The sequence below is a fragment of the Sphingobacterium sp. UBA6317 genome (genome assembly GCF_002440385.1).
Lineage (GTDB): Bacteria > Bacteroidota > Bacteroidia > Sphingobacteriales > Sphingobacteriaceae > Sphingobacterium > Sphingobacterium multivorum.
Genome location: NZ_DJTD01000022.1, coordinates 42,882 through 64,694 on the forward strand (window position 1 = coordinate 42,882; position 21,813 = coordinate 64,694).

General features: G+C 40.5%; 15 protein-coding genes. 3 read left to right on the forward strand and 12 right to left on the reverse strand.

Annotation, left to right across the window (positions count from 1 at the left end; genetic code table 11):
• Positions 1–44 precede the first annotated feature (44 nt).
• Both B3E92_RS06190 and B3E92_RS06195 read right to left on the reverse strand, forming a co-directional pair.
• Positions 45–2,147, reverse strand: a complete 2,103-nt coding sequence (locus tag B3E92_RS06190; RefSeq protein WP_075991014.1) for a polysaccharide lyase 8 family protein — start codon at positions 2,145–2,147, stop codon at positions 45–47.
• A 20-nt stretch (positions 2,148–2,167) separates the two neighbouring features.
• Positions 2,168–3,577: a sulfatase-like hydrolase/transferase gene (locus B3E92_RS06195; protein ID WP_145328888.1), complete on the reverse strand. Its 1,410-nt coding sequence runs from the start codon at positions 3,575–3,577 to the stop codon at positions 2,168–2,170.
• A gap of 110 nt (positions 3,578–3,687) precedes the next feature.
• Between B3E92_RS06195 and B3E92_RS06200 the strand changes: the two genes are divergently transcribed.
• A complete protein-coding gene (locus B3E92_RS06200) occupies positions 3,688–4,335 on the forward strand; it encodes a hypothetical protein (RefSeq protein ID WP_286777449.1) in 648 nt (215 codons plus the stop codon).
• A 16-nt stretch (positions 4,336–4,351) separates the two neighbouring features.
• Positions 4,352–5,434: a Gfo/Idh/MocA family protein gene (locus B3E92_RS06205; RefSeq protein WP_145328890.1), complete on the forward strand. Its 1,083-nt coding sequence runs from the start codon at positions 4,352–4,354 to the stop codon at positions 5,432–5,434.
• Between the two features lie 109 nt (positions 5,435–5,543).
• Here B3E92_RS06205 and B3E92_RS06210 read toward each other — a convergent pair whose 3' ends face one another.
• The 10 genes from B3E92_RS06210 to B3E92_RS06255 form a co-directional block, all read right to left on the reverse strand.
• Complete coding sequence (locus B3E92_RS06210) at positions 5,544–6,788, reverse strand: YdcF family protein (protein WP_244294520.1); 1,245 nt, start codon at positions 6,786–6,788, stop codon at positions 5,544–5,546.
• Positions 6,789–6,805: 17 nt separating this feature from the next.
• A complete protein-coding gene (locus tag B3E92_RS06215) occupies positions 6,806–8,326 on the reverse strand; it encodes a RagB/SusD family nutrient uptake outer membrane protein (protein ID WP_145328892.1) in 1,521 nt (506 codons plus the stop codon).
• Between the two features lie 132 nt (positions 8,327–8,458).
• On the reverse strand, positions 8,459–11,710 hold the full coding sequence (locus tag B3E92_RS06220) for a SusC/RagA family TonB-linked outer membrane protein (RefSeq protein WP_286895905.1): 3,252 nt from the start codon (positions 11,708–11,710) through the stop codon (positions 8,459–8,461).
• Between the two features lie 138 nt (positions 11,711–11,848).
• A complete protein-coding gene (locus tag B3E92_RS06225; protein WP_075991010.1) occupies positions 11,849–12,166 on the reverse strand; it encodes a hypothetical protein in 318 nt (105 codons plus the stop codon).
• A 124-nt stretch (positions 12,167–12,290) separates the two neighbouring features.
• Positions 12,291–12,662, reverse strand: coding sequence for a hypothetical protein (locus B3E92_RS06230; protein WP_075991009.1), 372 nt, complete (start codon positions 12,660–12,662; stop codon positions 12,291–12,293).
• 131 nt (positions 12,663–12,793) lie between these two features.
• On the reverse strand, positions 12,794–13,543 hold the full coding sequence (locus B3E92_RS06235) for a hypothetical protein (RefSeq protein ID WP_075991008.1): 750 nt from the start codon (positions 13,541–13,543) through the stop codon (positions 12,794–12,796).
• A 15-nt stretch (positions 13,544–13,558) separates the two neighbouring features.
• Positions 13,559–14,212, reverse strand: coding sequence for a hypothetical protein (locus tag B3E92_RS06240; protein WP_286895907.1), 654 nt, complete (start codon positions 14,210–14,212; stop codon positions 13,559–13,561).
• Positions 14,196–14,885: a hypothetical protein gene (locus B3E92_RS06245; RefSeq protein WP_145328896.1), complete on the reverse strand. Its 690-nt coding sequence runs from the start codon at positions 14,883–14,885 to the stop codon at positions 14,196–14,198. Before B3E92_RS06245 ends, B3E92_RS06240 begins: the two co-directional genes overlap by 17 nt.
• 16 nt (positions 14,886–14,901) lie before the next feature.
• Positions 14,902–18,399: a DEAD/DEAH box helicase gene (locus B3E92_RS06250; protein ID WP_145328898.1), complete on the reverse strand. Its 3,498-nt coding sequence runs from the start codon at positions 18,397–18,399 to the stop codon at positions 14,902–14,904.
• Complete coding sequence (locus tag B3E92_RS06255) at positions 18,396–20,138, reverse strand: hypothetical protein (RefSeq protein WP_286895909.1); 1,743 nt, start codon at positions 20,136–20,138, stop codon at positions 18,396–18,398. The genes B3E92_RS06250 and B3E92_RS06255 overlap by 4 nt, the downstream gene beginning before the upstream one ends.
• 575 nt (positions 20,139–20,713) lie before the next feature.
• Between B3E92_RS06255 and B3E92_RS06260 the strand changes: the two genes are divergently transcribed.
• Positions 20,714–21,784, forward strand: coding sequence for a S41 family peptidase (locus B3E92_RS06260; protein WP_286895911.1), 1,071 nt, complete (start codon positions 20,714–20,716; stop codon positions 21,782–21,784).
• Positions 21,785–21,813: the final 29 nt, after the last annotated feature.

Genomic DNA, 21,813 nt, shown 5'->3' on the forward strand with positions numbered 1-21,813 from the left:
TATCTCCCCTTTGTATTTTTATAAGCTTTCCAATTGAATCTGGATTATTTCTTCCCGATCGCGATTTGGTTACTTACAGTACTCCCTGCGTATTCGCCCTGTGGAAGCGAAACCTCCAGCGATTGATTTACACGAAGCTGTTTATTGACGAGTTGAACCTTCACTGTTTTGGCTCTTTGGAGTGGATCTGCAACATCAAGCTGCATGCTAGTTGTTTCGCGCATACTCAATTGTATGATAGCAGGTTGATCGAGCTTTATAGACCAATTGCCAACTTGGTACGTTCCTGCTTGATAACAAACAATTTGTAGAATCCGGCTCCCTTTATGCTCCACCGCCTGTATATCCGATGTATTCTGCCAAATTTTTAGCTGCTGCATTGCTTTTGTATCAACAGTTTTGGTACCAGGCACAACAATATAAGCATAGCTCGCATTGTTTGGAGCAACAGCATGATCAAACCAAAGCTTGAAGACCTTTCCATGTACAACATCTTTGGAACGGGAACGGTTGATCCGGTACCAGGAACCAACCTGATCTTTGGTTGTCAATCCAACATTCATAGCTGCTGGAAAATAATACAGAACATTGTTATGGGTTATAAAATCGCCTACTTTGACAGATCTCTGTACTGAATCGAGTGCAGACATTTCCTTTCCATTCCAGACAACGGGTCCATTCAGCCAGGTTTGGTTTAAGGTTGTTACCACAGCTTCTGGCGCAGCACAGTGAATCCCAGCCCCCAAACAAACGATTTCCCGATCGAAAAAGAACCAGGCTTTTTGAGCCTTGACCCCGTCGTACTGGACCGACATAGCTGAGGCTCCTGTCTTATCGTTGCTTACGCCGCCTGCAAAGTTATTTGCAGCAAGTGCTCCCCATTGTTCTTTCAATTCCAGGTCGCCCGGATAATCTCGTGTTGTCGTTCCAGGAATTTTATCCCATTCCCATACGGGCATAATATTATAATATTCGGGTCCAAATACCTGAATATTGGTCACACCATCTGACATATTGCGCCCAAGAACGTTTTCTCCATTTCCAGACTCCGATTTATTGGTACGGCTACTGGCCAATCGAACATTAAAGTGGAATTGCTTACGCAGATGAGTCGTGTAGTCTCCTTTCCAGTAATGGCGGTGGACCTCGATATGCTCAGCGTCATAAGGCTGGACGCTATCTAGTTTTGCTAGCGCTTTGTTCCAAATGGTATTTTTGGCGGGATCAATCAACTTCATTTGTTGTAATATGGCGGTCTCCTGTGTTTTTTCCAAGATATTGGGGCGTGAGATCCCGCGACCATGTACATTAAAATCGATATAGCGCGAACGAATAATTGGCAGGTAGGTTTCAGTAAGAAATTGTTCAAAAAGGCCGAGCCTCTTCATGTCTACAGCATAAGGTGTCTCCCGCACATAGGCCATAACTTTTGAGATCCCCTTCAGAAATTCCTCCCCATAGCCTGCAATGTATAATTGAGGGCCATGTTGTAAGTAAGAGAAATCATATTGCAGTCCTTCCTTGCCATTCACGAGCTGTATCGGAAAAAGCAGCTGCTCCATCGCAGCAGCTAAAAGATTTTCATCTTCCAAGATCAATGCACGATAAAAATAGTGCATGGCAATATCACTTTTATTCGCCCCTGTTTTTGTGTAAGGATCGCCACGCTTCATCAGCTCAACAAGTGGAGTCTCTAGTGTAGTAGGAATTTTTTCCTTTCCAAATTTCATCAGGATAAGACAGACACCGATGGCTTTTGGCGAAGCGATCTCGTTATGCCACCAATTTGAAGACTCAAAACGATTATTTGCCCAATATTGTGCGGCAAGCAGGATTTTATCGTAAAGTGATTTTTCCTGATAAGATGCACTTTGTGGAGACACATAGGCAACAATAAGTGTCCTTAACCGATCCAAGTGCTCTCCCGGAGGCCAAAGCGATATTGACTTACTGCTGTAATCGATATCTGCCCAAGTACCGTCAGCACGCAGTTGATTACATAGGCTTAACGTTTTATCTGCATTTGGCAATGGGCCACTTAACTCATCATCGTATACATGCTTTTTAATACGCACAAACGTATCGCTGTTCTGCGCCTTTGCCATAACCAAGGCAAAGGACAATAAAAATAGGATTAGTCCTTTCATCTGTTTTTAGTATTCATTACTTAAGGATATTGTCGTTCTGCGGCTCGTCCGACGACTTCCATCCGGTGTTTCATCAGTTGATTTTGATCATTGTCCAATACAGAGCTTAGCCATTTTGGATTCTCCAGTCCCTTTTCCCATTCCTTCAGTTTATTCAGCATCTCCTTTACACGCTCAGGATACTTCGTGGCTAGATTATGCTGTTCCCGAAGGTCATCCCTAAGATTGAACAATAATATCGGATCATCTTTAACCACAATCAGTTTCCATTCTTTGTGTCGCACAGCACGTGCAATCCCTCGACGCCAGAATAAATAGTCGTGTCCATTTTTCACATCCTTATAGGAAGATAGCAAACTGATGCCATCGATTTGCTGCCCCTGGATGTTCTTCCCTTTTATTGCCTCGATGCTGGTGGGTAAGATATCCATTCCCGATACCATGGCATCTGATGTTATCCCTTTCGGTAGCTTGGCTGGCCATTGCATGATAAGGGGAACCCGGATTCCACCTTCCCATTTCGATCCCTTTAAACCACGCAATTGTCCATTGTCTGCGCCATTATTTGTTGCCGCTCCATTATCATTCATAAAAATGATTAAGGTGTTTTCATAAAGTCCTTCTTGCTTTAAATGTTCAACCAGACGTCCAATATTTTCATCCATATTATCCAGCATAGCCAAGTAAGCACGACGCAATGGATCAGCTACATTTTTATACTTATCAATAGTCTTCAGGGGCGCTTCGACAGGTGTATGCACTGCATTGAAAGCTAAATACATAAAAAAGGGCTGGCTTCGATACTGTTGAATATACGCAATTGCTTTATTGGTCAATGTTTCAGTCAAATAATGAATTGAGTCTTCGGGGACTATACGTCGATCGTCATAAAGCAGCTGCGTTGGCTTCACGGCACCATGGATTGGGAAGTAAGGCCGGTCACCACCGATAAAACCATAGAAATGGTCAAACCCACGTTTCAATGGATTAAATTGTGGACCATCCCCTTGATGCCATTTGCCAATCGCTACAGTTTTATAGCCGTTATACTTCATGAAGTCAGCAATGGTGGCTACCTGCGTATCCATTCCGATATCTTCAGGTGCGACACCCGCAGTGGGACGTTTCGAAATATTATGTTCAAAACCAAAGCGCTGCTGGTAGCGGCCAGAAAGTAAGCCCGCCCGAGAAGGAGCGCATACTGAAGCTGAGGCATAGGCCGACTGAAAACGTACGCCATTTTTCGCAAGTGCATCAATATTGGGGGTATAGACCTCCCTACCGCCGTAACAACCAAAATCATCATAACCTCCATCGTCGCTCAGGATGACAATAACGTTAGGATGTTGCTGTCCGAATACAGAAATCCCAAACCTAAAGAGTATATTCACAAGAGTTAATATACTATAGCAAGTAAATCGGTAGATCATAACATTAGATTTATCCTTAAATGTATCGTTAAATGTATAGGATTTTTTGTTAAAAAACCGCAAACGATTTCGTTAGGCTATTTTTAGACGATTAAAAATAAAGGTCAGAGATGAAAACAGATGAAAAAAAATTGGTCGGTACACTTGCTCATTTTTTGGTCAGTGATTCGGATGGCACTGCATTAAGCTCGTTTTTGTGTTCATTGACCTATCACCCCAGTACCATTAGAACCGAACTCGTTCAATTGTTGAACAAATGGCAAAACAAAGCAGCTGGAACAGTATTTCCCGGGGAGGACCTCTGGACAGATTTTAAGCAACTTGTGGGAAGCAATCCCGATCTTGGCGTGGCTGTGGTTGATGGCTGTAGCATCAACGATATTGCAAGTTTTTACGAAGAAATCAATGCCGTCTACATGTCCAGCGAAAGCTGGAAGATAGGAAGCCTAGATGGCTTTGACGATTTGCTTTACGGTGGATTTGGTAACTTTAAAGATGCTGTTTCACATTGCATTGTTTGGAAGGATATTGCACACAGCAGGGCATCATTGGGCGTTGAAACAACTTTGGCCTATTATAGAGGGAAACTTGGAGCAGAATCACCATTCAATCAAACGCATTTTCAAAAGAAACTAGATGAGCTAAAAGCTGGTCGTGGAGAAACCTATTTTGACATTGTTGCCGATATCATCCAATCGCACCGCAAAGTAATCTGGATTTACAACGGGTATCCTCAGCACAAATCGGTATATTTATAATAACTAAACTTAACATATGAAGCATCTTATCCGCCTAGTTTTCCTGCTCCTATTCTTCCAACAAGTTGCACAGGCCAGTGAGCGACTTAAAGTTGCTGTTGCGGGGCTCAACCATGACCACGTATTCTTGCTTTTAAATTTATATAAGGATAAAAAAGTCGATATTATCGGTATTGCCGAACCGAATCAAACCTTATCAAACAAAATACGAACGCAGTATAATTTACCTGACACAATCTTCTACCATGACTTACCAAGCTTATTGAAACATGTCAAACCGGATGCGGTACTCGCCTACAATCCAACCGATGAGCATATCCTCGTCGCAGAGACCTGTCTCCCGCTTAAGATCCCTGTAATGGTAGAGAAGCCTCTTGCTACGACTCTTTCTGACGCAAAACGTATTGCATTTTTGTCCAAACAGTTCGCAACACCCTTTTTGGTAAATTACGAAACGACCTGGTATAAAAGTAATCAACAGTTGAAGCAGTTGGTCGACAAGGGTGAAATTGGAAAAATCACACGTATACTTGTAAAAGACGGTCACGAAGGACCTAAAGAAATCGGCTGCAGCAATTACTTCCTCGACTGGCTTACTGATCCGAAAAAAAATGGTGGCGGTGCAGTGATGGATTTTGGCTGTTATGGCGCCAATCTGATGACCTGGCTCAAAAATGGAGAAAGGCCAATTTCAGTGACAGCCTTTACACAACAGCTCAAGCCAGAGGTTTATCCAAAGGTAGACGACAATGCCACCATCATACTAAGCTACCGTGACGGCAGCACGGGCATTATTCAAGCTTCTTGGGCTTGGCCATACAGTGTTAAAGATCTGCAGGTTTTTGGCACAAAAGCTCAGCTCTACGCTAAAAATGATAAAGAGCTTCTAAAATACAAACAGCAGAATGATCCACCTACACATATACCGACTACGGTCCCCTATTTTGAGAACCATATTGCCTATCTCGAACAGGTTCTGAAAGATGCTATGGCTCCAGAAAATGATCTCGGATCGATCAATAATAATGTCACTGTAGTCGAAATCCTGGAAGCGGCAAAACGCTCGGCTAAAGAAGGAAAGTCCATTATTTTAAAATAAAAAAGGTCCGTAGCTTGCAATGCTGCGGACCTTTTTCATGCCTTCCCATAAGCCATAGACAAAGCCGATCTGCTCAGTTAATAGATTAGCAATCGGCCTAGTTAGTTGGCTAAGGGTCTAAGGGTTCATCAGGATCGATCGTATAGGCCTCTTCTTTTGCCTTGAACTCGATGATCACATCTGAAATTCGTTTACCCAATGTATAGGGAATATACCCCAATTCACGCATACAACGATCGCCCATCTTTTCCACCGCATCAATGTGCACTTTACTACTGTTAACGATGGCGTATTTATCTTTCGGAAAACCATAATTTAACAGGATACGTGCTGTATTACGCAAATTTGTGGTCGTATGTCTCGCATGTGGATCAATCAATATTGCCGCTTCAGGTACTCCCATAATCTCGATCAGATACTTTTTCATTTCTATTGCCTCAATAAAGCGAGTCTTATAGGGATGTACTTTACCGCCAGACAACACAATAAAAGGGGCCAATTTTTCAAAGTAGCTTCGGGCTGCCATCCGCGCACGTAACATTCCACCTGGACTAATAGGCTGTCCATACACCTCGGGGCCTGCACCTAAGGTCAGCAACAGACTATAGGGATAGCTTGCGAAATCGGTATTTTTGACCGCTTCGTAAGCTTTCTTGTTTTCGAGTTCAATCAGCGGTTCTAGTTGTGCCGCGTCCCATCGCTCATTAATTTCCAACAAGCGTACAGCAGTCATCATGGTCAAAAAAAATGCCGTTTTATGTGTTGGAATATCCTTGCGGACGTCTTGGCGAACATCGTCCAAAAGATGAAGGTAGGCCGCACGTTTTACATCGAAAGAGATCGAATCTATTTTGGGGTAATTGGGACTTTTACCTCCGCCATAGACGTCCACCACATAATTCATTGCCTTTAAATCCTGTTTCAAGGCTTTCGTAAAATAGGCCTTTGCCGTTTCATGATGCAACACACCATAGGTCATTGATGGAATAAGACTAGCCTGAACAAGCTGGTCCAATTTCTTGTTATGCCCAATTTGCTCCGCCAGCTGCTCTGCCAACAGGTCAATTTCGTTCTCCTGCCATTTGAAGGCATTCAAATAGCACATGAGATCGGGACAACTGGCGCTGTTGTTAAAACGTTCGAACCGTTTTTCCAACACCTGTGCTATCGGCTTGGAGCCCACGAGCTCCTGTATAAGGGCAGGATCTTTTAAGAGCAAATAGGATGCATAATAATTCTTCTTGATCAGCCAATCCTGTGGACCGTCAGGCATATTGTTTACTTGACCTTTGGAAATATGCAGGCAGCATATTCCCAAGGTAAGTAACAAGATCTTTCTGATATTTTTTATCACATCTATTCCATTGCAGATTAATAACCAGGATTTTGATACATACGTACCGGATCCAGCTTATATTCATCAAAAGGAATTGGATAGTATCGATCTTTTGTCGAGATATTGGAGATTTTAGCATTTCCATAATCAGCCTGGCTCTTCGTTTTGAAATAAGTCACCAGTTCTTGTGCATTATAATTACGGATCAAATCAAACCAACGTTGGTTTTCAAATGCCAGTTCTACACGGCGTTCATGCAATATGGCCTCCTTTAAGGTTGGATATTTACTACGATAGGTAGTATTTAGCATTGAAGTAGCATACGAAGGCAATCCAGCACGTTCACGTACCTGATCCAAAAGCGCGATAGCTTCCGCATCTTTACCCAAGTGATATTTTGCTTCTGCCAACAACAGCATCACATCGGCGTAACGGATCAAGATCCAGTCGTTTCCGCCCCAACCATTGGTACCTGCAGCGTCACTGTTATCTCTAAATTTGGTTACAAACCAATCGTTAACTTGCGTATTGGCGGCAAACTTTACCGAGAAGCCTTTTCGGATATCGTCTTGCTCGTAATCTTTAATCAAATCTAGTTTCGCAACTTCGCCAGCACCTGTAGAGTTATAGCGTGAGTTGATGGTCTCCCCTCTCGCCTGGTAATTACGGGCAATACTCGAGCTATAGTTTTGGTCACCTTGTTTGTACTGAATCTGAAAAACAAGTTCTTTACAGCTATTTTTCTTGGTCACATCGAAAACATCCGCATAGGGGATTTCGTTCAGTTTACCAAAAGTTCGCATTTGGTAGGCCGCATTAAGGTACTGTTCTGCCTTCGCAAAATTTTCTGCACTCCCCGACGTCTGCGTTGCTCCCAACGTTAAGTATACTTGTCCCAAAATTGCATTAATAGCCGATTTAGATGCTCTGCCAATGACGTAATCTTTCTGTGTATTGGGAAGATTGCTGGACAATGCCTCTGTCAAATCCTTAATGATCTGTTCGTACACAACCGACTCTTTTTGCCGAAAAGCCAATTCATTTGCTTGCTCTTTACTGGTCACCTGTACCGTAGATAATGGAATATCTCCGAATTTACGCACCATATGGAAATATAATAATGCACGAACGAATTTCGCTTCCGCAATATAACGTCCTTTTAATTCTGCACTCGTAAAGGTCACATCGTCGACATGTGACAGAACCACATTACAGCGGCTGATTGCCGCATACATAGCCGACCAATGCGTCTTTAGATAGGTATTACTTGGCAGCAACGAAAAGTCATTGAATTGGAATGGCTCGCCGGCGTTGGATTGGTTATCATTACGTCCACTATTATCCGAACGTTCCTCATTATACAATGTACTGGATTCTCCGATCGTACTTCCCGAACGAAGGGACTGGTAAAGACCGTTAACCGCCAAGAGCACATCATTTTCTGACTTGAAGTAATCATCAATCGTAACGGCGTTGGGATTTTTCTGATTTAAAAAATCTTTGGTACATGAAGACAATGCCAACAAAACAAAGGGTAATATATATCTTTTTTTCATCCTGTTATTTTTTTATTTTTCATCAGCCCACGGAACTACAAAGAGCAGTCTGTAGGACTATTTTACAATACTGGAGCTTAACACGGGGCTTTCCTTGATATTCCTACGCACAACAGCTCCTCGATCCTGCTATTAGAACGTTACTTTCACACCAAGGTTATATGATCTCACCAATGGATAAAGCCCATAATCCACACCTGGAGTCAGGTTGCCGCGTTGATTATAATCGGGTTCCGGATTGTAGCCTTTGTATTTAGAAATCGTAAATGGATTGTCCACGATCGCGTAGACCCTTACCCCAGAAAGTGTTAATTTTTCTGCTAGGCTTTTGGGAAGATTATAACCCAAGGCAATATTTGTCATACGCAAGAATGAACCGTCCTGCAGATAAAAATCGGAAAGACGTGTACTGTTACTTTGCGTACCGCCACGCGATGCACGGTAGACTTTACCATTTCCCGGATTTTGAGCCGAACGGTAGCGTTGTGCGACATCCGCATATTGGTTACCGGAACCTTCCATATTGTAGAGGTAATAATCATAGCCATCCAGCACTTTATTCCCTTGGGAGCCATTAAATGATGCCCGTAGATCAAATGCCTTATAGCGTGCGTTAACGGCAAAGCCATAGGTAAAATTAGGATGCGGATTGCCGATCACACGTTTATCGGCATCATTGACGATACCATTGCCATCTACATCTTCAAAATAAAGATCTCCTGGTTGCAGTGGGGTTGTTGAAGCCGCAGAAGGTGCGACAGTTTTATAGTTTTCCTCTGTTGCAACACCCAGAACTTTAAAACCATAGAACATACCAATTGGACTTCCTTCTTGTGTAATATGCGTTAAGTAGGAGCGTTCAGCACCATTCGTCAGAATGGTAGAAGCCCCACCAAGATCGAGCACTTTATTTCTGTTGACATTGATATTCCCACTGAATCCTAATTCAAATTCATTTTTGCGAATCAGTGTTGCATCAATCTGTAGATCAAAACCTTTATTCTGCACCTTCGAATTTGGCAGATTGGTCAGGATCGTTGTTGATCCAGATACAGCGGAGAGTGGCTGGTTGAATAATAAATTGAAGGAACGGCTCAGGTAAAAGTTGGTCATAATGTTGAGGCGGCCTTTCAACAAACCGAGATCAAGACCGGCGTTGTATTGCGAAGTTGTTTCCCAGCTCAATTTTGGATCGAGTAGATTGCCAGCCGTATAAGAGGTTTCTACTTTATCCCCAAGGATCACACCTGCTGGTGAGTTGATCACGGATATCGCATTGTAATCACCAATATTATTATTTCCACTACGTCCCCAGCTCGCTCTTAGTTTGACTGTCGATTGTTGCCCTAACCAATCCGTATAAAACTCCTCCTTGGAGAGGGTCCACCCGGCTGAAACCGATGGGAAAGTTCCCCATTTACTGTTCGGTCCAAAGCGTGACGAACCGTCAGTACGAATGGATGCCGAAAGGAAATATTTCGAATCGAAGCTGTAATTTACGCGGCTGAAATAAGACTGGAGCGTTGTCGTACGTTTGAACGTATCGTCTTTTAGCAATTGGAAATTAGAAGGATCCGCTCCTTTATCTGTAATTTCCCCAATTGCATTATTATTAAAACCGTTGGCTCTCACACCTTGATAATCATAATCTGTTCGTTGCGCCGAATAGCCCAATAAAGCGGATACCTGATGTTTACCACCAAAGGTCTTGTTATAGTTTAACGTTGTTTCCAGCAATTTGTCCAATTCATTTTTTGTCTTGGCATCTGCATAGGCAGCAGAAATTGCCTGCGGTGAAAACGGTTTGTTGTTTCCATCGGATATACTTGTCGGACGGAAATAATCATACTTCTCGTCATAAGTAGACAGTCCACCGTTTACTTTTAGATTTAGGCCATCCATAATGGAAAAATCTGCAAAGGCGTTATATACCCCTCTCTTTCCACGACGGTTGTTTTTAATCTCAGTAACATAAGCCAGTGGGTTTTCAGGGTTCTGGATACCGTAATTATTCGCCGAAAGATCGGCCATCAGGTATTTGGCATAGGTTCCATCTTCATTATAAACCGGCAGTGTCGGCAGATAGATTAAAGCCGCCATAGACGGACTTCTGTCGTAACGGCCTGTCGTCACCTCGTTATTGTCGTTATATGTAAACGATACGTTTGCGCCGACGGTCAACCTCTTGCTTACTTTGCTATCGATATTGGCACGAAAATTAAAGACTTTTTGATCCGTCCCCAGCATGATCCCTTGTTGATTCTGATAAGATCCACTTAGGAAATAGCGATTTTTTTCGTTACCGCCATACGTAGAGAGATTATGACGTTGGAAAGAAGCATTACGGTATAAGGCATCCTGCCAATCCGTATCATATTTCGCTTTTTTTGCGGTACCGGACGCAAAGTCATAGTAGTCTTCAGGAATACTTACTGAACCGGCATTTCCGACATTGGCGATACGCGTTTTATTATCATCAAAGCGTCTACTATCGCTCCAAGCGATCCCTTTCGTAGCCAGAAGGTCTTTATAGGAATTGTTACGACCATCAATCAAGAGATCAATAAACTGTTCCGAATTTAAAACATCGATTTTCTTGGAAAGCTGACCAAAGCCGCCCAATACTTCGTAGTCCACATTACTTTTACCTTCCTTGCCACGCTTGGTTGTAATCAATACAACACCACCAGCGCCACGGGACCCATAGATCGCAGCAGAAGCGGCATCCTTTAAAACATCGATAGACTCAATATCATTGGGGTTGATATTGAGATTGTTCCCTGCTGGATAACCATCAATAACGTACAATGGATCCGAACCAGCATTGATCGATCCCATTCCGCGAACACGCATTTTGGTCCCATCGTATGGAGCACCACTTGTTTGCATCACCTGTACACCTGCTACTTTACCAACCAACGCCTGGGATAATTTTGGTGCGCTCAAATTGAGTTCCTCGGCCTTAACACTGGCAATAGCACCAGTGACATCCGACTTTCTGATCCGCTGGTATCCGATAGAGATGGTCACCTCTTCCAGTGTGTTCTCATCAGTCTGTAGGGAAAATATCTGCCCATTGGATTGGGTAACAGCTTGCACAAGTCTGCTATACCCAATAAAGGAAATACTCAGGTTATCGCCCATTTCGGCTTCGATCTGAAAATTTCCTTTTTCGTCAGACTGAACAGATTTTTTACTTTTCAAATTTTGAACAGTTGCTCCGGCGACAGCATTTCCTTGGGCGTCGACGACACGGCCTTTGACCATCCCCTGTACATGCGTAAATTGGGACGTGGTTAGTGTGAACGATTTGGCTTGAACAGCGGGTGAGCTCGCTGCAATGGCACATAACAACCAAAAGACATTGTTGGCTTTAAATTTCATAAGTAGCGCATTTGATTTATGGTTACAAGATTACAAATGCTATATGAAGGCAGGGTCAATAAAACATTAACAGTTTTTAACTAAACCGAGTTAGCATGTCATGAAAGCTTAACAAAAGGATAACAATACACCTAAGATTTATTTCCTAAGATTCCTGCTAACAAAGCTATAAATCAATAAAATCAGAAGATATAAAGTAGCAGAAAAAAGAATATTGCCGATCAATTTTAGAGGTTCAAATTCATGGTATCCAACCTGCTCATTAAGATCTGGGCTATAGCCGCTTCCTTCCCTATAAAATGTCCAGGGAAATCCTATTGTCAAGTTGCCGTCAACGTCAAGTTGATTATGATAGAAACAAGCTGTCAAAATAGCAAAAACACCAATAGTACCAATAAAAACTTTACATAATACTGGTACTAATGATGTTTTTCGTTGTTCAGGTTTTGCATGCATGATTAAATATAGCAATTCATTTTGATTGCATGTTATAATCACTATCGTTAGCCAATTAATGACGAGTTAGGTTTAAACATTTTGATCGTCGTATTTTACAAGGTTGATCAAACTTAACATAAAGTTACGCTATATCGTCCCCTTCATCTTCTTTCATAATACTATGAATACGATCCTCTAAAACTTTTTTGTGCCAGGCATCCAACAGTAGTCTTGTATTTCCGATCAGATCATCTCCACCAGTCTCCATCATTTTCACCCACTCTTCTGCAAATTCCCTATATTCAACAATACTGTTTTCGGACTGTGTATATTGGATCAAATATTCCATCGCAAATAGATTAGCCCAGCGATTGGGTTGTATTGGATCACACATATACTCTGCAATGTCAATTTTATCAATAAATTCCTGTACAACTTCTTCCGGTGTGAAATTGAACAGATCGCAGAACTGTTTAAATGCTGTTGTCAATTTAATATTTTCGAATGTTTCCATTATTTATTTAATTTAAGAAGTCATCATTTTTTTTATCCTAGTTACCTCTATTTAACCGCTGTAAGATTACGCCATCTTCATCAAAAGACAGGTTGTTTCCCAAACTTTCCAAAGGTTGTTTATAACTCAAATTAGTCCTCCTTAGTTTCCAAAAGATTATCTAGCCAGACGTGATAAAGTGCAACTCTTTGATCAAGATCCCGATAGAAAAAATAGCGTTTATTGAGTTCCTGCAAATCCATTATAAATCGTTTAAAAAAAGATGTATTACGATATTCCCAATCAATAAGGCCGCCATAACCGTCAAGGACACGATGAATAAATCCCAAAACTGGATTATAAGTCGCTTTATCGAGGTGCATTGCTGCTAAAAAATCAGGTGTTGATGCCTGCAGCATCATGGTATTGATATAATGCGATGGATGAACGGAATTCATAATGCAAGTCAGCAGAAAATCCTTACTCAATTTAAAGTATATGTTTTCATCTAAATAAATTCGATCTTTAAGCATTACCTTTTTAGCAAAAAGATCATAAAGCTGCGCAGTAATAATACGCCCTCTATTTCTGCGTTCGCCGGTACTATAATTTCTATTGACTGCTAATTTTACCTGACGTCGCAATAATTTTATCCCAACATCCCTGTCATTATCTTTGAATTCGATCTTCAAACGATTATGGTCTTTAGGAATTTTATCGTTGATAAAACGTATAGCCCTAGTCACAATATTATAGCTCGAATTATCTTTAAAATTCTGATCTATAAAAGAGTAATGATCTAGAAACAATTGAATAAAAGCTGGCACAGCGATACCAAAAAGCTCACATATTAACCGAAAATTTCGTGGTACCTTTAAAGGTACTCCAATTATATCTTCCATATTTTTTAATATTTTTTATTTATGTGCGATATAGCGTAAGCCAAAACTCTTGGCTTTAGTTTTCCGCAGCGGTGCACTCCCTTTCTTTCCTACGAACACGCCAATTTCATGCATCAAGCTTTTTATGCAAATTTTTTCTCCCAGATACTTTTCCGCATAACGCCATAGTTCAAGCGGTGTTCTATATTTCTTAAAATAATCCATCTCGATAAGCTTACCCAAAACGATTTCCACTACCATGCAATCGCATGCGAACTGTTCAGCTTGGGCTGAATCTTCTACCCTGATTTCCTCCATTAATTGAAAAAAAGTCATAGTTTCAACGGAATTGATAAAATATTCCATTTGATAATATCGAATAGCCTTTTCTTCCCAAATCGTCAACTCAAACTGATAGCTAGATTTATTGTCAAATCTACTGATATCTATACCCCTACGATTAAATACCCAACTGAGATGCACCATAACTTCAAGATTTCCGGCTGGGATTTTAAGTTCTTCCATTTCCTTAACATAGGTTTGCTCTTGTCCCATTAAGAAAGCCATTTCTTCACGGGTAAAACCGCAGCTGATCCGATTTAATATCAGGAGATAAATAATACCCGCATAGTACATGGAAAATTCTGCGCGAAATCTCTCTCTGCCAATATCATTAATTAAATTTTGCATGCTCCTCCTTTCTATCAACAGGATAAAAAGAATACCTTCCTTCCACATTTCTGACGACCAACCTGTTTTGCTGAATGAGTCCATACAGCACATTTTTCAAATGCCTTGGATAAATCTGGAGATGAACCTGTCCCGTTTCCTTAACTTTCCGAAACAGTTGCCAAGGAGCTGCACCATGCCCAAAGAACTCCAGATCCAATAGCCCTTCAATCTTTTGGCGCACATGTAACATCGCATCCGATTCAAGCTGGACATCTTTTTCAGCTTTCCATTCCTCAAATTGCAATGCAATTGAAGACTTTTTTTGCGAGACAAACCGCCAAGGAATTTCGATAGAATAATGCCACCTGACCTCGTCCTCTTCAATATGAAGACGGACGAGACGTTCTTCGGTAACTTCATATCTTTCGCGATTGAATTCCATCGGTTCAATGCATGAGCTCATGTATATTCGATCCAGCAAGATCGATTCCTGGGTCAAAAAACTTCGTACCTGATACATTTTTTCAAAGTCTAAATAGGCATGATCAGGTCTACCAACCAAGAACGACAGTTCTTCAGGTCTCCAGCCCTTTTCTATTCTCCGTTTTAGATAGGTGTACCATAGTTGAAAATCGTGCGAAAACATCATTCCCCCATAGGATGCTTTTTGTGGAGATACTTTTTTGATCATTATAGTGTACAATTGGTTATTCAAATAATTTAAGCAGCTCATCTTTACTGATCGATTTCATTAGATTAGCCTCATCTAAAATCAGTCCTTCGGATATTCGTTTTTTACTTTCTTGAAGGGCTAAGATGTGCTCCTCAACGGAATCCCGACAAACAATCTTATAAGCCATCACATGCTTTTCTTGCCCTATTCGATAACAACGATCTATCGCCTGTGCTTCGGCAGCAGGATTCCACCAGGGATCCAAAATATAGACATAGTCGGCAGCCGTTAGATTTAAGCCGGTTCCTCCCGCTTTAAGGCTAATGAGAAACACACGGCATTCGTCCTCGTTCTGAAATCTTTCGACCGCATTTTGCCGCTGATCTTGATTCATCTTACCATCAAGGTAGACATAAGCTATTCCCTTATTTTCGATTCGTTGAGCCACCAGCTTAAGCATGGAAGTATACGCCGAAAAGAGAAGAATCTTATGATTTGGAGCTACTTCATCCATGATCTCATCAATAAAATCCAATTTAATAGATTCATGACCGAAGCCGCCATCTTTCATCAGAATGGGGGAGTTGCAAAGCTGCCGTAGTTTTTGCAGCGCCTCGATCGCTAAAAATTTGGATTTCGTGGAATCAGCGCTATTCAGATTATTTTCAATCTCTCCCTTGAATATTTTTCTGACCTTATCGTATATTTTCCTTTGCTCTGGAAGCATATCCATATAGAGAATTGTTTCGGTCTTTTCAGGAAGGTCCAAAGCAACCTGTTTTTTTGTACGCCGAAGAATAAAAGGTTGGATCATCTTTTGGAGGCTAGAAGTCGTCTCTTGAACCATATCTACCTCTTTGACACCCTTATATGCCTTATTAAAATTTCGATAATCTCCAAAGAAACCAGGATTAACTAAAGACATTTGCGCATAAATATCTTGTATACCGTTTTCAACTGGCGTTCCTGTCATCGCTACACGGTAATCGGCCTTAACCATTGACAGCACCTCAAAACGCTTCGAATTACGGTTCTTGACGGCTTGGGATTCGTCCATAATCAGATAGCTAAAGTCTAAACTGGTTAAATACGCCGCATCAGTCAACATCGTTCCATATGTCGTAAGAACTACAGTGCCTTCCTCTTCAAAAATAAATGCTTCCCGGTGTTTCCCATGATAGATTTCTATTTTTCGATAGGGGGCGAACTTTTTATATTCATTTTCCCAATTGAACAAAAGAGAGTTCGGGACAACCACTAAAGCAGATTTTCCTGTAGAATGCTGTTGATAAAAGTATTCCAGCACTGTTATAATCTGCAATGTTTTCCCTAAACCCATATCATCAGCCAAAAGGCCGCCCCACTGAAATTCATTCAAAAAAGTGAGCCAGCTGAAACCTACCTGCTGATAAGGTCGTAATTGCGCTTTTAAGCTTCTAGGGATTTCCAAAAGAGGGATTTCATCCAAAGCTGCGAGTTTTTCACGACGTTCCCGAATACTGTCCTGAATAATTTTTTTATCTATTTTATCCAAAACCTTCTGCATAGACACAAGTTGAATTGTATTTAAGACAAAACAATCTTCTTCTCTTCTTCCTCCTAAAAACAATGGCCTGAAGATTTCTCGGTCAGCGCGGCGTATAATGCCAAAAGCCCCTTCAGTAAGAGTAAAAACTTTATCTGTTCCCATAATCAAATCCTCAAATTCATCCATTGAAATTGTGTGTCTTCCAAATTTCGGCCCCAGTAGAATTGAACATAGGTTATTTTCCAGACGGATATTACGTACAGTACAATTTAGAGGGAAAGGATAGTATGCGCTACCTTGCTGAAGATGGTCAATTTCTAACGAAATTTCATTGAGAGAGCAGCTTTCCATGAAATCAAATAGCCAAGTGGTATTTTCAATTTCTTTCAAAGGAATCAACCAGTTATTTTCTAATGCTGTCTCCTTAAGAATCGGATGTTGTGTTTTAACAAATTCCTGAAAAACCTGTTCTTCGAGCTTATCCCTTTCAAAATATGCCAATTGATTCTGTCTCTCCCCTAAAATCAAATTGCTACTGGAGTTTAACAAAAACCTACCCTCTTTCTCATATTCGGCAAAAGCCGCTATACAAAGGAATTGGTCAATTACAGAAATAGTAGCTATTTTTTTAAACGGCTTAAAGACTTGAGGAATTGTCATATTTTCCCCTACCCTATTTAAGATGACAAGCTCCGCTATTTTTGATAGGGGTATCAGATAATCGTTCAAGAAGGTATGATAATTCTCTTTAAAGACAGTCAATCTATATTTCCATTGTCTAAACTTTTGCAATACTCCAACCTGGGTCAGGTTATCAATAAATAAAATTTCCTCGTTAGATATTTTCAGAAAGAAACAATTTTCATCCCCCAAAAACTCAGGACAATCTATTAGCTGGTTTCTGTAATAGAGACAAATTCGCATTTTCAGATATTGATCCTGATCATCAATTTCGACTTTGAGCTGCAAATCCCCCTGTGCTTTATTTAATGTAGCAGCACCCAGCACTCTCGAATTTTTCAAATTAATCTGATGTGCAAATCGATAGCGTTTAAATGTTTCGGCAAAACGTAATTTAACTGGAAACGGAGGATCCTCCAGTAAATCACGCCATACCTGTATAATTTCCCATTGTTTCCGCTCGAAGTAGTTGATATCTTCACTGATTAGATCCTTCTTCTCTTCCCGAAGTATTTTATCTTCATTAAGGAGGGCGGCAAATCGACGACTGAACAATTCCAGATACTGATCATAAGAATTTAAAGACATCTTCAAGTTACTTTCGTCCAATAGATAAGAGTGCGAAAAGGAACGAGAGCGTTTAAATTTATAATGAAAAGGGAAAAAAACAGGCAGACCAAAAGCGGAAAAATTTATTGTAACAAAAAAACATACTTCATCGTTTCGCTGTAAATCGAGATATCCTTCCAAGTTACGTGCAGGCAGACGAAGTCCACTCTCATAATCATTAGGAGCTAAACGATAAAATCGTCCATATTCATTATTCATTTCTACAGTTAACTCCGCATAAGAATAGTTCTCACAGACCTTAAATGGCACGATTTTTTTCTTCCATAGTGGCAAATTATTGATTTCAGCCCGATATAGGCCCTTTAAATAATTGGGGCAACTATCCAGTAATTTATTCGATAACAGGGTTGCTTCGTGTACGCAAAGCCCTGTTACATCGTCGCTACAAGAACAATTAATGCCGAGGTGTTCCGTAGTCAGTTCGACTTTAACCGTAGTACCCGAGAACTTTTTTAACTTAAGTTCATATTTTGGTGGATACGGTCGGACCTGAATAACAATATTCTCTCGTTCCATAAATGGAATCTCATCATCAGCATAATATTTGCTCAGGTAGCGCGGAGTCATTCTCCCTATAAATCCATCTTCCCAAGGAATTACAAGAGGTTCACTAGAATTTCTTTTTGGAAGTATTTTTTCGGCTGAACGGATCTTAGCATCCGTCGTAATGCAGTTAAAGCCAATTCCCATCATATCACTTCGTTTAATTTACCTTCAGATTTCACTTCCATATATTTTATACTTCGGTCGCACAAATCGACAAAGAAATCTGTAATTTCTCTCGCTTTTGACCTAAAGTAGTCCATATCAAGCTGAGCTAATTGTGAAGGAAGCTCATAGACCCGCCCTTTCATCTGTTTTAATAACTCTGCATTCAATATTTCTTCTACATCACCTCTGGCGGTAAAAAACTCCTTAACCTTTTTATCACAGATACAGGTCCAGTCCACCAGATCGGCTATCGTCACATTCATTGGGGCATAACCGATCCGTAGGTAGAGATAACTGTATAGTCCAATTGAAGTCAATTGATTTAAAAATAATACAGCCAATTGTGGACTAGCAAGTCCTTCAAAAGCAAATACACCTAGCAGATCCTGCATGAGTTTTGAATTGCGTGTCCATGAAATGGATGTCTTAAACAATGTATCATGCCAATTGATCGGAGAAACGGAATACGTCGGTTTATAACTCGGACGACGGTAAACAACAACAGATTCATTCCAGATGGTATGGGAGAAACGGCTGCCCAGATCCAGTTTTGTTGCCAGGAAATCTGTACTCATAAAAGCTACAATTGCAGTAACTCCACCATAAACGATTTTTCGAAAATGACAGTGACCTATTTTCTTTTTTATTACTGCAAGGTAGATTTCTGCCTTTTCATTTTCCTGCGGTGGAAAATGAAAAAGTCCTTTCCCATGCGCATCGCTGACGTAATAATTGAGCAGCATCATTTGTTCGGGATTATTCTCCTGACGAATCTGAGCCAGCACATGAAGTATATCTGTCTCATACCGCTCCGGCCAAGGAAATGCATGAAACTGCGAGGCCGTAGCATTCGATAATGCAGCGTCCTTCGCCGCCAGATTACCTACTGCAACTTCGACGTTTTTATTCGCGACTTTTTGTTCCGCTATTGCCAACAATTTTTCATGGCCCGCTATAAGGCCTTCCATAAAACTCAGGTACAGCTGTTCAATCGTATAAAGAACAAACTTGCAATGCTCATAAAGCCAGGAGGCGTCAAAGGCGGAGATTTCGAGATCCTTGTTTTGTTTCACCGCATCAAAGGCGCTGTCCAATAATCTAAAACGTTTCTTTTCTTCCTCATCCTTTCCGACAATGGACTCCCTTAACATGGAAAAATGTTCATTGAGGCTTTTAATTCTGTTATTAACATGATGTACATTATTGGCTTTTCCGTCAATCATTAGCTGTAAAAAACGCAAATGATTTTCCATACTTTGATGTAACATAAATACAGCCCTTTGATAGTTCCCCTGCTGACCAAATGTTTCAGCCCCCTGTAGGAATCCCGCTGAAATAGGCAAGAGCTTCTGGTAATATTCATCAGCTATTTCTAGGACACTTTTTAGTTCTTTCGCTTGAAGGGGTGGGTTCTTTTTGCTACTAGCCTGATATATGGTATTTTCGGGTAGGGAGGCATAGGAATAATACAGGCTGCCCACTTTGACTTTACTGAGCATTTCAGCAATTGGCACCAGCTCAAAGGAAATATTCTTCTGGTCCATTAAACATAATTCCACAATAGGTTTTAATACCTTCGGTGAAAGCCCGCTCACATGCTTGAGCGCAAGAAGCAAATGATAATGATCCTGCCCGAGAAACTGATATTTAAAAAGATAGGCACGATCGAGATCCATACGCTGAGAAAGCCTATCGATAATTAATTGGCTATTAATTTCCATACTAAATGATTTAAGATTAAAAATTTGGCACAATAAATTACCCCAACAGATCAGACTGTTACAGATCATTATTGCAAATAATCAATACTTTATTGTAAAAAAACAGTATTACAACCAAGGAGACTAAAGAGGGGTTAACACATTACTACATATAGACGTTCGCCCCTTGGCTTTTCAGGAAATACCAGCATTTAAATCAACATGTATTCAAATCATTCATTTAGCGAAAAAGTGTTTCACCGTCACTGGCAATATAGACAGAGCAAACACTTTGTTTTCCCATTAAAAGAAAAACAAAATAGAATACATTAATATAGTTTATATATACAAATATATAAATAAACAAAACCAAATCAAAATATTATTTATCATTAAAGTTTTAAATAAAGGATACCGGCCTGTACATAGACACACGACCATTTATTTCCAGCTTTTACACATTATAAATATATGCTGCGAATTGTAAACAACTCACGAATCAATTATATATTTCTACTATTTTTAGGCTATTCAATTATTAAGCTATCAGAAAATACGCTATTTCTTTAATTGCATTAATTTTAACAACGATATCCATGACCAATACCAAATTATTCCTCATCTTTTGTCTTGTTTTCTTTGTTCGACCAATATATGGTCAAACCACCTGCAACTGCTCACAGGCACTTAAGCAATTAATTGTAAAAATAGAGAGCGAGTACCCTGGTTTTCCAGAAAAAACCAAGCAGAATAAGGACCTGTATCAAGCTAAAAAAAATATATTGACGAAGAAAAGCTTGCTGGTTTCAAATGGGAGCTGTATGCGACTTTTGCAGGAATATCTTGACTTCTTCCAGGATGAACACATTGTCTTAGATGATCTTTCCAAAAAGAAAAATGCTCCACAGACAAGTACCGAAAACCCAAAAGCAGAACCAGAAGAGGAAATAAGTTCAAAATCGATCAGTCCCGATATATTTTATATTAAGATCTCAAGCTTCGGGTATGAAAACATAGCCCCTTTCAAAGAGCTGATCGAAAAAAACAAAGAAAAGATCGAAAGCAGTAAAGGACTTATTATAGATGTACGAAACAACGGTGGTGGAACGGACGATGTATACCAGCCCCTGTTGCCCTATATCTTAACTAACCCGATCCGGATTATGAGTGTTGAGTTTTTTGCGACACAGACCTTAGTCAATGGGTTGCGTGATTATGCCATCAAAAATATCAAGCAGGATTCTCTGAATGAAGTAAAAAGAATTGACGAAGATCTGCGGGAATACAGGGAGAATATCGGAAAATTTGTACTGTATGGTGACAAGAAGGTGATCATAGATACGATTGTCCTTAATAAAAAGAGTCCGCAACAGGTCATTATCCTAGCCAATAGAAATGTAGCCAGTTCAGCGGAGAATTTTTTATTCAGTTCCCGCCAGAGCAAAAAAGTAAAAATCATGGGAACCCCGAGTATGGGTGCCCTTGACTATGGCTCTATACGTGAGTTCAAATTTGGTTGCGACAACTACCAGCTCCTTTTGCCAACCTACCGATCTACCCGTTTACCGCAATATCCGATTGACAATATAGGTATACAGCCCGATATCTATCTGGATGAATCTATTACAGACTGGATCGATTTTGCGGTGCGTTACATCAATGAATAAGCAATAATTGCGATAAAGTATAACGTTGG

What these genes read in the sequence shown, in the direction of transcription:
- B3E92_RS06190 (WP_075991014.1), bottom strand. Translation starts at nt 2,147, where the DNA reads ATGAAAGGACTAATCCTATTTTTATTGTCCTTTGCCTTGGTTATGGCA.
- B3E92_RS06195 (WP_145328888.1), bottom strand. Translation starts at nt 3,577, where the DNA reads ATGATCTACCGATTTACTTGCTATAGTATATTAACTCTTGTGAATATA.
- B3E92_RS06200 (WP_286777449.1), top strand. Translation starts at nt 3,688, where the DNA reads ATGAAAACAGATGAAAAAAAATTGGTCGGTACACTTGCTCATTTTTTG.
- B3E92_RS06205 (WP_145328890.1), top strand. Translation starts at nt 4,352, where the DNA reads ATGAAGCATCTTATCCGCCTAGTTTTCCTGCTCCTATTCTTCCAACAA.
- B3E92_RS06215 (WP_145328892.1), bottom strand. Translation starts at nt 8,326, where the DNA reads ATGAAAAAAAGATATATATTACCCTTTGTTTTGTTGGCATTGTCTTCA.
- B3E92_RS06220 (WP_286895905.1), bottom strand. Translation starts at nt 11,710, where the DNA reads ATGAAATTTAAAGCCAACAATGTCTTTTGGTTGTTATGTGCCATTGCA.
- B3E92_RS06225 (WP_075991010.1), bottom strand. Translation starts at nt 12,166, where the DNA reads ATGCATGCAAAACCTGAACAACGAAAAACATCATTAGTACCAGTATTA.
- B3E92_RS06230 (WP_075991009.1), bottom strand. Translation starts at nt 12,662, where the DNA reads ATGGAAACATTCGAAAATATTAAATTGACAACAGCATTTAAACAGTTC.
- B3E92_RS06235 (WP_075991008.1), bottom strand. Translation starts at nt 13,543, where the DNA reads ATGGAAGATATAATTGGAGTACCTTTAAAGGTACCACGAAATTTTCGG.
- B3E92_RS06240 (WP_286895907.1), bottom strand. Translation starts at nt 14,212, where the DNA reads ATGCAAAATTTAATTAATGATATTGGCAGAGAGAGATTTCGCGCAGAA.
- B3E92_RS06245 (WP_145328896.1), bottom strand. Translation starts at nt 14,885, where the DNA reads ATGATCAAAAAAGTATCTCCACAAAAAGCATCCTATGGGGGAATGATG.
- B3E92_RS06250 (WP_145328898.1), bottom strand. Translation starts at nt 18,399, where the DNA reads ATGATGGGAATTGGCTTTAACTGCATTACGACGGATGCTAAGATCCGT.
- B3E92_RS06255 (WP_286895909.1), bottom strand. Translation starts at nt 20,138, where the DNA reads ATGGAAATTAATAGCCAATTAATTATCGATAGGCTTTCTCAGCGTATG.
- B3E92_RS06260 (WP_286895911.1), top strand. Translation starts at nt 20,714, where the DNA reads ATGACCAATACCAAATTATTCCTCATCTTTTGTCTTGTTTTCTTTGTT.